The organism is Clostridium sp. D43t1_170807_H7, from assembly GCF_015555905.1.
Classification (GTDB): Bacteria; Bacillota; Clostridia; order Clostridiales; family Clostridiaceae; genus Clostridium.
In genome coordinates, this window is the sequence record NZ_JADNLK010000015.1 from 1 (window position 1) to 12,811 (window position 12,811).

Consider the following 12,811-nt stretch of genomic DNA (forward strand, 5'->3'; position numbering starts at 1 on the left):
ACCCAGCCGTTAATTGTTGATTTTGCAATGCCATATTCGCTACTTAGCTCTGCTAAGCTCATTCCTGACTTAAATAAGTCTACTATCATATCTTTATATTCTTGATCGTATCTTCTGCCCTTACCCATAATGGACACATCCTTTCTTAATTAAATATAATTTTACTTAGTTCTACTTAATGTGTCCACTACTTTATACTAACACCAAGATTATCTAGAAGTAAAGGATACTTTATGGTAGATGAAGCTGGAGAATATGAATTCCAAGCTTTTGGAGATGATAGAGCTGCTTTTCAAATACATTTAGATGATGGAACAACACTACAATCTATAACTAATGATTATGCAAATAATGCTGATGATGCACTTAAGCTTGCACAGCAAACTGATAATCAAGGCAGAGCTAAATCAACTAGCTTTACTGTAAATTTAGAAGCTAATAAAATTTATCAATATACATTGGTAGCTAAAAATACTGGAGGTATAGGCTGGGCTGATGTAAATATTAGAAAAACTTCTGGCGACACTAGTTGGAAATCAATAACTAAGGTTTATTCTAAGTTAGATGATGTAGGTAAAACTACAGATAGAAACTATATCATGCCAGATCCTGAGTATATTAGACCATCAATTTTAGCAACAGCAGATGAAACTACAGTAAAAGGATTAACAGTTATTAGTACTCCACAAGGAGTTATTCCTAATAATGATCCAAACTCTCTTAATGAAGGTATTAAAGAAAATATAGTTGACGGAGATATAAATACATATTTCCACTCATCTTATGATAATTCTAATAAAACACCTTTTCCACATGAATATATATTTGATTTAGGTGGAGAAAAATCTTTTAATAATCTAGAAATATATACACGTACATATGACCATGTTGGTGTAATAGGAGATTATGAAATATTTATAGCAGATGAGTATGATGGAGATAAAACTGTTTGGACACAGATAGCTGATGATAAAACAAGAAAAGGTAATTCAAAGGCCTCTGCAGACATAAAAATATCATTACCACAAACAAAGGCTAAATATTTAAAAATTAGAGCTTTAAATAATAGAGATGGCAATGATATAACAATAGTTGCAGAGGTAAAGTTATCAAATAAAACAAATGTTAAAAATGTAATAGCTCAAGACTCTAGTTTTATACAATACGAAGGAGATTGGACAAAACATTCTAATGGAGCTTTTGTAAATGGTGCAACATACAATACAACTACTGGTTACTTTATGTATTGTTTTGAAGGAAATGAAAGTAATATATATGTAGCTAAAGATGTTGAAGTATAAATTAGAATAGATGGTGGTAAGTGGGAAAAAGTTAAATTAACAGGATCACTAAGAGAACCTTCAATTACATTAAATATGCAAAGCGAAGGTAAGCATGTAGTAGAAGTTCGTGCTATAAATGAAGAAATAGCTCTTAATATGATATCTACAGATGGTATCTTTTATAAAGGAAAAGTTCCTGCTAAATCAAATCCACCAGTTATACATGGTGCTGATAATATAAAAATAGGAGTTGGACAAGTTGACACCTTTGATAAGATGAAGGGAGTTAGCTACAGTGATGATGTTGATACAACTGGATTACAAATAAATGTAACTGGGGAATTAGGTAAGTCTACTCCAGGAACAAATAAAGCTAATGGAGTAAGTGTAACAGATTTAGAAGATGGAGATTTAATAAAATCACTACAATTACCTACACTGGACTTAAGTAGCTTAACTGAAGGAAATTATTCTGTAAAATATGAAGTAACAGATAGCGATAATAACACTATTATAGTTGAAAGAAAAATAATAGTATTGTCAAATAAAGTTAATGATGAAACAAAACCAGGAGAAACTCCTGATATGCCAGAAACACCTGATACTCCTGTGGAGAAACCTGAAGGAACTCCTAATGTACCAGTAACACCTGATACTCCAGTAGAAAAACCGGAAGAAGCTCCTGATGTATCAGAAATACCTGGATCCTCAGATGAAACTTCTGATAATACAAATAGTAATAATGAAACTAATAAAAATCCAGAAAAGCTTCCTTCAAAAGGAAATGTATTATCAAATTATGTAGTTGTTTTAGGCTCATTACTATTAGTAGCATTAGGATTAGTTTTAACAAAAAGAAAAATTACAAGTTCTAAATAAAATATAAAAAGAGAATTGGATATATAATCTAATTCTCTTTTTATCACTTGATAACTATTAAGATATTTTATAATTCTTAATAACACTATACTCTCTCCTAAAACTATATTAAGGCTACAAGGTGCCATAAGAATTTTTCCTGTTCCAGTATATACTTTAATCATATATTATTAATATTTATATTTTTCATAAATTATCCCTTCTCTAAGTCCTATAGCACTTATAATATACTTTTCTGAATCAAAATACTTAAGTATTACTAAAATAGCTCCAAGAGGTGCTGCAAATATTTCAGCTCTCTTTTTTGATAACCCCTTAAAATTACTTCTTTCTTTTATAGGTAATTTTAAAAACTCAGCATATATTTTAGAAATCTCATCTCTTGTCATACTATAATTATGAAGTAATTCTTTAGGATAATCTTCATTACCTTTAGATACTCTACCTATATGTTTTGCAATACCACCAATTCCAATTACATTTAAGTTATTATTTTTCTTCAACCATGATATTTCTTGCAATCTATCATAAATAAATTTATTAAGCTCAATCTCCATTTCCTTACTTTCAAGATTATTAAACATTTTAGTAAGAGGAATACTTCCTAGTGGTAAGCTTATTGTTTCTTTAAATTCCCCATTTTCCATAAGTGTGATTTCCATACTAGATCCACCTAAATCCAATAAAACAGCATTTTTCTCTAACATTGAATTTTTAATTGCTAAATATCCATACTTAGCCTCTTCCAGTCCAGATAAAATATTTACCTCTAATCCTAAATCCAATTTAATTTTATTGCATACATCATACTTATTTATAGATCTTCTAATAGCTTCTGTTGCAACAACATATATTTCTAAGACTTCATATCTTTTGCATATATCCTTAAATACTTTTAATACTTTAAGAAGTATATTTAATCCACTTTCACTTAAATAATCATCTTCTCTTAAATAACTACCTAATCTAATTGTCCTCTTTGCTTCATTTATTACTTTAAATGTTGAATCTCCCTTTATTCTATAAATTATTAATCTTACTGAATTAGATCCAATATCTATTATTGCTCTTCTCTCCACCTTACTCACCCCTTAATTAACATTTTAAACCTTTCCTCATCTGATATAAATTTTTTTTTACTTTTATTAAATTTTATAATATTATATTTAATTTTATTTCTTATAAACAAAATTAAATATAAGTATATTAAAAATGATAGTTAAACGTTTCCTTATTATTTTTGTTTTTACTTTATTGACGTTTTATTATTACTTATCTATAATTACTAATATATTATAATTTATAAATATTTTGTAAATTATATTTAATTTTTAAAAGGGGGCTTTTATAATGAATGGATTAACTATAGTAGGACTTGCCATATTAGTTTTAGCTATTGCTTATGTTACTTATGGAAGATATCTTGCTAAAACTTGGGGTATTGATCCAAATGCAAAAACACCAGCTTATACAAAGGAAGATGGCGAAGACTTTATTCCTACACCAAAAGCTGTAGTATTTTCACATCAATTTTCATCAATTGCAGGGGCAGGACCTGTAACAGGACCAATTATAGCAGCAATGTTTGGCTGGGTTCCTGTTTTATTATGGTTACTAATTGGTGGAATATTCTTTGGGGCAGTACATGACTTCGCAGCTTTATATGCATCTGTTAAAAATGAAGGTAAATCAATTGGAGGCTTAATTGAGCAATACATCGGAAAAGCAGGAAGAAAATTTTTCTTTTTATTTGCTTGGATATTTACTTTGCTAGTAATTGCAGCCTTCTCTGATATAGTTGCTAGCACATTTAATGGAATAGCACAAGATGGTTCTTTACTTACACCAAATGCATCAGCTGCATCAATTTCAATGCTATTTATAATAGTTGCAATGATTTTTGGAGTTTTTATTAAATATAAAAACCCAAGTCAAAGTTTACAATTTATAATCGGAGTTGTTCTTTTAGTAGCTATGCTAGCTGTAGGAATAGCATTTCCTCTATATTTTGATAAAACAACTTGGTTAATAGTAACTTTTGCTTATCTTTTCTTAGCATCAATTACTCCAATGTGGCTATTAATGCAACCAAGAGATTACTTAAGTACATTTTTGTTACTTGCAATGATTATTGGTGCTGTTTTAGGTGTTGTAGTAGCTAAACCTGAAATGAACCTACCTGCATTTGTAGGATTTGAAGTAGATGGAAAGTTCTTATTTCCAACATTATTTATAACAATTGCTTGTGGTGCCGTTTCTGGATTCCATAGTTTAGTTTCATCTGAAACTTCATCTAAACAAGTAAAAAATGAAAAAGATATGCTAAGTATAGGCTATGGTGCTATGCTTATTGAATCTTTATTAGGTGTAATTGCTCTTGTTGTAGTAGGTGCTGCTGCTATTGGCGGAAAGATGCCTGAAGGAACTCCTTTTGCTATATTTTCAAGCAATGTTGCTGGTTTCTTAGGTCTTTTAGGAATTCCAGAACATATTGCTAATTGTATAATGACAATGTGTGTATCAGCATTAGCACTAACCTCTTTAGACTCTGTTGCACGTATTGGCCGTATGTCTCTTCAAGAATTATTTAAAGATGATTCTAAAGAAGCTACTGGAATTTCTAAATTAATGACAAATAAATATTTTGCAACAATTCTTACTTTAGCAATAGGACTTATCCTTTCACTTGGTGGATACAATAACGTTTGGCCATTATTCGGAGCAGCTAATCAATTATTATCTGCATTAGTATTAATTACTCTTGCTGTATTCTTAAAAAGTACTAAAAGAAAAGGCTTTATGTTATGGGCTCCTATGGTTGTAATGTTATCTGTAACATTTACAGCATTAGTACAAGCTATTTTAGGTATTATTAAAAAAATAACTGCAGGTCAATTTGTATTTCTTACTGATGGATTACAATTAATATTTGCAATTCTACTAATATGTTTAGGATTTATGGTTGCAGTTTCTTGCTTTAAAAAATTATTTAAAAAAGATTCTAAAAATAATGTAGTTACAACTAATTAAAATAATTAAAAAGCGTGGAATCATTTATTTGATTCCACGCTTTTTACTATATTTATCTAATAGTATTTCTATTAATGATATATTAAACTGTTATACCAAAATGTTGTTAACAACATTTTGGTATAACATAATGCTAAGCTATTAAATAAATATAACCATCACTTATCTTATTTAACTATCTACTTCATTATTTATATAAAGGTTTATTTTTATCAAATCATTTTAACTTATAAATTTAAACATCAAAAATAAGCCATCATCAAAACTAACAATGGCCAACCTTATAATATATTTTTTATTATTCATTCTATAGAAATAATGCTGTCTTTCTATATTTTATATAGGTATAACTTTTGCTTTTATATTATTCCATGATAAATATGTGTTAATTTCTGCTTTTATATTAACTTTAAAATCAAATTTTTCTATTATAGATATATTCTTATCATACTCTATATTATTTCTATATTCAAAAGCTCTCCAATTCAAATAATTATCCAAATACTTACTTGCCACCCCATTAAATCTACCAAGCCATTTCTTAACTTTATTTGAATATAATATATCTATACTTGAAATTTCATTAATACTTACTTTTATTTTATTAATTTCATTAAAAGCTTTAGCAAAAGTTTTTAATCTGCCATCTATAAATCCAACAACATATGCTTTCCTATCAATTCTTGGAATAATATTGTCTCTTATATCAAAAAATCCAATAAAATTCCTAGCCGCAAATATTGGAAGAATATCTATAGAATCATTAATAGCATTAACTACTATAATATTATCCCTTTTTTCTCCATGATATTTTCTTGCACCTTTAAAATTTTCAGGTAAAACTAATTTTGTTAATTCAACATATGATCCTATTTTTTCAATATAATTTTTCTTACATAAATCATGTAAAAATCTATGTCTCCAAAAAAATGCTGTTACTAAAGTAATACCTATCTTTAGAGCACATTCTCTTAAAGATAATCCTTGAATAAAAACTTCAAAATATTTTTCCCACATCTTTTTAAATTTTTTAGAATATCTAAATGGATTATTTTTATTACCATTAAAAGTTTTTCCACACTCTTTATTTTTACATTTATATCTTTGAATACCGTTATAAAAACCAAATTTAATAATATGGGCTCCTTCACAATAAGGACATATATTTTCATGATTTTTTTCAAAAGTATCAATAGTATTTCTTATTTCTTTTATATCTTTATTATTAGATTTATTATTCATTAAAGTTTTATAGACATTGATCATAATTACATCACCAATTGTAATTATTGACCTGTATCTATAGTAATAAACAAAATCTACTTCTAATTTTTATTTTTTGTCGATTTACCAATCTAGCTTTTGTTCTATAATTTTATAAAAAATACTATTACCCAAAAGATTATTGAGTAATAGTATTTTTTATAACGTATAATCTGTAATACACAACATAATCAATTAATTTCTACTTATGCTGATTCACTAAACTTATCCATAGTTAAAATCTTAGTTTTATTTGCCTTTATCATAAGAATAACTGCCACTACTAAGGCAACAGCTTCAGCTATTGGGAAAGCAAGCCACATTATATTTATTCCATTTGAAAATTTAGAGAATAACCAAGCAAGAGGTAATACAACAACACATAATCTTAAAAGTGAAACAACTAATGAACTTATTCCACACCCTAATGCTTGGAAAACACCTTGAATTGCAATGCTACATCCTGCAAATAAAAATCCTACTGAAATAATACGTATTGATAAAATACAAAGTCTTGCTGTTTCATGTGATAAACCAAATAAATTAACTAAAGGCACTGCAAAAATTTGAAGTCCTATAGTTCCAACAATCATTATAATACTAGTATATAAAATACCATATTTAATTCCATCATTTACTCTCTTATGATCTTCCATTCCATAGTTAAAAGCTACAATTGGAGTAATTGCACCCCTTAAACCTAATGCTGCAAATAATATAAATTGTTGTATCTTGTAAAATATTCCATAGGCTGTTACTGCTGCCATAGATACTGCTCCAAATATAATATTTACTCCATATGTCATAAATGACATTAAAGCTTGCATTATAATAGCAGGAAGACCTACAACATATATTTCTTTAACTATTTTTTTATCTAATTTTAAATAAGCTATCCCATTTGATATTTCCTTATTCTTTTTATAATGGAAGTACATTGCTATTAACATAGATACTACTTGCCCAATTACAGTTGCATATGCGGCACCAGCAACGCCCATTTGTGGACAACCAAGCCATCCAAATATTAATATTGGATCTAATACAATATTTGTTATAGCGCCTGCAATTTGTGCTATTGTAGAATATAGTGTTTTTCCTGTTGATTGTAAGACCTTCTCATAAATAGAAAACATAATCATCCCAAATGATAATAATGTACAAATCATTAAATAAGTTCTTCCCATTGATAAAACAACATGATCAGAAGTCTGACTCTTTAAATAAATATCAATTCCTAATATTCCAAATATAAAAAAGCATATATAAATAATAATACCTAATGATACACCATTTCCAGCAACTCTTGCTACTTTCTTAGGATCATTCTGTCCAAGTGTTTTTGAAAGTAATGCATTAACACCTACCCCTGTTCCTATTCCAAATGCTACAATAAGCATCTGTATTGGAAATGCTAGTGTAAGAGCATTTACAGCATACTCTCCTGCATGAACTAATCCTCCTGAATCTGGTATTCTAGCTACAAATATACTATCAACTATATTATAGCAAGCTTGTAATACCATTGACAAAACTATTGGTATCCCCATACTAAGCATAACTTTTGGAACTGCTACTGTTCCCATTTTGTTCATATTTATTTTTTTATATTCTAAATTATCTAATATTATTCAACCATCTTTTCACTATTAATTTCTTGATATGATGAATTTTTATCTTTAATTGTATGCAACTTTACCATTGCTAATCTTGCTATAGGCTGTGCTATAAATAATTCAACTGCAAAGGAAATAGCAAAATTTCTTGGCCACTTATAAAAGAACATTTTTATTGGTTCCATACTGATTGATCTCATTCCAATCCAGCTTCCTATAACAGTTAAAAATATAGACATTAATAATACTGTACATAAAGTATTTACAATAATATGTGAGTTAAAACTATCTTCCTTGTTTATTATTTTTTCAGTCATTATTTCTGCTGGTTTAAAAGTAAGTAAAACAAGAACTACAACACTAATCCATATTAAAGGTAATACTTTCATAACATCAGCCCATACACTCATATTAAATCCAATTTCAAAACAAGTGATTAGTGGTGCAATTATATTTACTGATATAATTGATATCATAACAATAAAAAGTACTGACTCCTTGCTATTTCTAGGTAGTTTCATGTAAAAATCCATAATTTAATTCCTCTTTCTTTTATTTTGTATTGAAATTTTTCCGGAAAAAAATAAGCGTGAGACCAATTGCTTGATCTCACGCTGAACCATTATACTCGCTAAAACTTTCTTTTTTATTATAAACCAATTTAAAAATATTTTCAAATTATTATTTTATATAAATTTTAGATTTTCTTTTCCTTAGAAATTTCAAGATTATAACCCTTCTAACTAACCTTTTTTTCTCTTTAATAACCATAGCTCCACCTAAAATCATAATAGCTGCAAAAGCTACTATTGGCATTACATTTTTGCCCCCTGTTTGTGGCAACTTATTATTTTGATTATTATTGTTATTAGAATTCTCACTCTTGTCTTCACCAGGACTTAAAACTACTTCATTATTTTTATTATCTTCTGATTCATCTTTATCACTATCATTTTCTGAACCACTATTATCGGCATCATTGTCTGTTTCATCATCTGAAGCTTCCTTAACCACCAATCTCTCTTCCTTATCAATAGCAATAATTCCTTCTGAGCCAACTTTTTCAATATATTTAATTAAGCTCTCATCTAATGCTGAGTATTCATTTAAAGTTGGATAATCACTAAGCATTGTATATCCATCTCCACCTACAGCCATAAAATCATTTGTAGCTAAAACATATTCTTTGTTTAAATCCAAATCTTCACCATTTATCTTAATAGAAAGAACTTTATGTCTAGTTACACCTTGATCATCTGTTTCCTTTTTAGTCTCAACTGTAATTCCTGCAAAATGTGTAAATGAACCAGCACCTTCTACCATTCCATGCTCTAAAGCTGCCACTATATCACTACCCTTAACCTTTTTAGTTACAATATAATTACCAAAAGGTAGAACTTTAATAACTGAATCTTTAGTAATATCTCCGGCTTCTATTGAATCTCTTATTCCCCCACCATTAGTTATTGCTATATCTGCTCCAGTTTCATTTAACATAGCTGAAGTTATTAATCTTCCTAGATTAGTATGTCCACTTCTAACTAATTCTCTAGAACCTTCTAATTTAATAGGGGTACTTCCAACAACTTCATTTAAAATATCCTGTTGATTATCTCTTATACTAGTAATCAAATTAGAAATTTCTGCATCTTCTTCTACTAAATTAGCTGTATCTACAGTTTTTAAATCAATATTTTCAACCTCTAAATTTTCATTAAATGATACTGTAACTTGACCTAATCCCTTTAAGTACTCTCCAGTACTTGCTATTTTAGTTTCATTATTATTATTAAACTCTGAATAATCTTCTAATATTGAATGGCTATGTCCATCAATAATTAAATCAATTCCGTCCACAGCTTCTGCTATATCAGTTGCTTTTACTGTGCTATCAGTATCAATACCTAAATGACTTAATGCAATAATTATATTAGCTCCTTCATCATTTAATTTTGATACCATATTTTCAGCATCTTTAATTATAGAATCTTTAGTTCCAAAATCTAATCCAATTACATTATTAGGATTTGTTTTATATGCTGTTTCTGGAGTCGCAAGTCCAAAAATACCTATTTTTACTCCATCTATCTCTTCTATAGTGTATTCATCATATTGAGCAACTCCATTTTTCTTAACATTTGCAGCTAAAACCTTTATTTCTGCTTCTTCCCCTAATTCCGCTAATCTCTCTTGTCCATAGTTGAAATCATGATTTCCTGGAGCCATTGCTGAATATCCCATTGCCTTTAATATTTTAGCTATACTACTACCAAACTCTAAAGTTGCAATACTTTGACCATGGAATGTATCTCCTGCATCAACTAATAATTTATTATCGTAATTATTTATATAAGCCTTAACCTTGGAATAATTATCAACTCTTGAGTGAACATCATTAGTATTGAAGATTGTTATTTCTTTAGACTTCTCAACATATCCTTCATTTATCTGCATTACAGCAACTGTTCCACTTACTTCGCAAGCAACTAATAATAATGGATATCCTGTTTGACTATCTTCTGCCGCTATAAAATCCATCCCCTCAGGCGCAACGTCTCCTGCCATATCACTGCTAAAATCTCTAGTATTTATATATTCTTTAAAAGATATATTATTAGGATCTGTAATATCATATGCCATTACTCCACCAATTCTCTCAAGACCTACAAATGCATAAATTTTATCACCAACAACTCCAACTCTAACTTCTTCTGGTTCAGGCCCCTTTTTACCACTTCTATTATCAATTTCTACTGATTTATTAGTACTATTAAAATAATCTGGATACACTTCTGCAGTTATCTTTTCAAAATCACTACCACTATCATATACTAACTCCATAGTATCAGCATCCCAAACTGAAAAAGAGCGTCCACCTAATACATAGTTTTTATCTTCTTCTAATCCATCAAATTTACTATTATCTAAAACTTCTACTTTTTTACCATCTATTTTTATTTCTTTTACCGCATTAAAGTCCCCAAACTCTCTTGCATCACCTTCATTTGCAGTTAAAATATAACTTTTACCATTTACCTCATATAAAGTTATACCATCAGGCATATACACACCATAAATATTTTCTTCTTTTTTAATATTAATATTCTTGTCTTTAACTACATCAATTTCATTTCCTTCTTGTGAATGATCTTTAAATCCTAACCCCTTTACAGAAACAAATTCTCCTGATTCAATATCTAAGGTTGCTATTGAGTTAGCTTCTTGTAAAGAAATATATGCCTTATTGCTACTTGAATCAACTGTAATATATTCTGGCTCTAAATCAACTGATGGCTTTGCATCTTTCATTAATATTACATTATCATTTAAAAGCTCATCTCTCTTATCATCAAACTTTTCAAATGTAGCTAACTTTGATTCCCCACTTTCAAGATTAACTATAGTTACTGAACCCTGTGGATCAACAATTCCTTCTCCAACCCCTTCTCTTGGTTCACCTTCATTAGCAGTTAAAATATATTTTGAGTCAGGAGTATATGTAATCATATCTGGTTGAACTCCACATTCATAAATAGCTTTTAAGTTACCATCATAATCAACAATTACTATCTTTCCATCCTTAGTATAATCTTGCTCTTGTACTGATACTGCAATTTCTTTTCTTTCATTATTTATAGAAATACTTGTTATATCACCATATACAAAACCGTCTTTTTCAACAAAAGATTTAACATTAATAATACTATCCTCATTTAAGGTACCACTAGCATTATCTAAACTAACAATATGTATTTGAGACATAATACCATTAATAACATAAAATTTATTATTATCTTTATTATATTTTACAATTTCTGCAGCTCCACCATCTTCACTAGATGAACCTGTGCTAAAGCTTGCTACCTTTTCTATAAAACTTTTACTTTCTGCTTTTACTAATGTGAAATCAAACATAGATGTCATAATCATAGTAGTAAGTGCAGCACTTAATATTTTATAAAGTATCTTCTTTTTAATCACTCTGTTTCCCCCTAATAATCTTAATAAATACTACTGTTTTACAACCTAATTATAGTTATGTTCTTTAAAATCTAGTTTAATTCCATGTTAAATATTGTTAAATAAGAGAATCTGATTAAATAATATAAAAAAATATGGCATGTAATATAAGTTAATATATTACATACCACATTTTACTTATCAAATATTTAATAAAACTTTATTTCTTTAATCCTTTAGAAACTGCATATTCTAACATTAATACAACTAATGCTAAAATCGATAATATAGGGTTAGGAAATCCTCCTAATTGTTGGAACGTAAAAAAATCTGCTAAGAAAAATATCCATATTATAGCTGTAATAATATGCAATATGACTCTTGGCCACTTTTTACTCATGAAATTCATAAAAGGACCCTTTGCTTTTATGTTATTTTCTTCTTTAATAACTTTTTTATTTCTTATACTACTTGATTTTTTATTTACTGTTTTATTCTTACGTTTCTTACTTTTTGCCATTATATTGCCTCACTTCTCAGTTCATACTTTAATGAGTTAATTATATAATTTTTATAGGTATTTTAAAAGGCAAAATATTCTCACTTATTAACACTGCTCTACCAAAAAATATATAGTAAAATGCTTTTACTCTATACTTTTTAAATATTCTACAAACTGACGAGCAATTCTGCCTGAACGTCCTCCCCTTGACATAGCATGTTGTTCTGCTAACATATCAACATTTTCAATTTTTTTAACTTTATATTCCTCAAGCAATC

9 protein-coding genes are annotated in these 12,811 nt (G+C 28.4%); 3 read left to right on the forward strand and 6 right to left on the reverse strand.

Features of this window, described 5'->3' with window-relative positions; translation table 11 throughout:
* Positions 1-233 precede the first annotated feature (233 nt).
* Both I2E98_RS10620 and I2E98_RS10625 read left to right on the forward strand, forming a co-directional pair.
* Entirely contained in the window at positions 234-1,301 is a 1,068-nt protein-coding gene (locus I2E98_RS10620; RefSeq protein WP_195468892.1) for a discoidin domain-containing protein, read from the forward strand.
* A gap of 75 nt (positions 1,302-1,376) precedes the next feature.
* Positions 1,377-2,162, forward strand: coding sequence for an immunoglobulin-like domain-containing protein (locus I2E98_RS10625; protein ID WP_195468893.1), 786 nt, complete (start codon positions 1,377-1,379; stop codon positions 2,160-2,162).
* A 170-nt stretch (positions 2,163-2,332) separates the two neighbouring features.
* Here I2E98_RS10625 and I2E98_RS10630 read toward each other — a convergent pair whose 3' ends face one another.
* On the reverse strand, positions 2,333-3,241 hold the full coding sequence (locus I2E98_RS10630; RefSeq protein ID WP_195468894.1) for a Ppx/GppA family phosphatase: 909 nt from the start codon (positions 3,239-3,241) through the stop codon (positions 2,333-2,335).
* Between the two features lie 271 nt (positions 3,242-3,512).
* On the opposite strand from I2E98_RS10630, the gene I2E98_RS10635 reads away from it, so the two are divergent.
* The gene (locus I2E98_RS10635; RefSeq protein WP_195468895.1) at positions 3,513-5,192 is read left to right on the forward strand and encodes a carbon starvation protein A; all 1,680 of its coding nucleotides are present in this window, start codon (positions 3,513-3,515) and stop codon (positions 5,190-5,192) included.
* Positions 5,193-5,528: 336 nt separating this feature from the next.
* Here I2E98_RS10635 and I2E98_RS10640 read toward each other — a convergent pair whose 3' ends face one another.
* The 5 genes from I2E98_RS10640 to I2E98_RS10660 all read right to left on the reverse strand — a co-directional run bounded on the left by I2E98_RS10640 (position 5,529) and on the right by I2E98_RS10660 (position 12,551).
* The gene (locus tag I2E98_RS10640) at positions 5,529-6,458 is read right to left on the reverse strand and encodes an IS1 family transposase (RefSeq protein ID WP_195468896.1); all 930 of its coding nucleotides are present in this window, start codon (positions 6,456-6,458) and stop codon (positions 5,529-5,531) included.
* Positions 6,459-6,661: 203 nt separating this feature from the next.
* A complete protein-coding gene (locus tag I2E98_RS10645; protein ID WP_195468897.1) occupies positions 6,662-8,050 on the reverse strand; it encodes an MATE family efflux transporter in 1,389 nt (462 codons plus the stop codon).
* A gap of 32 nt (positions 8,051-8,082) precedes the next feature.
* Entirely contained in the window at positions 8,083-8,604 is a 522-nt protein-coding gene (locus tag I2E98_RS10650; protein WP_195468898.1) for a hypothetical protein, read from the reverse strand.
* A 148-nt stretch (positions 8,605-8,752) separates the two neighbouring features.
* A complete protein-coding gene (locus I2E98_RS10655; RefSeq protein WP_195468899.1) occupies positions 8,753-12,052 on the reverse strand; it encodes a choice-of-anchor I family protein in 3,300 nt (1,099 codons plus the stop codon).
* A 199-nt stretch (positions 12,053-12,251) separates the two neighbouring features.
* Entirely contained in the window at positions 12,252-12,551 is a 300-nt protein-coding gene (locus I2E98_RS10660; protein WP_195468900.1) for a hypothetical protein, read from the reverse strand.
* Positions 12,552-12,811: the final 260 nt, after the last annotated feature.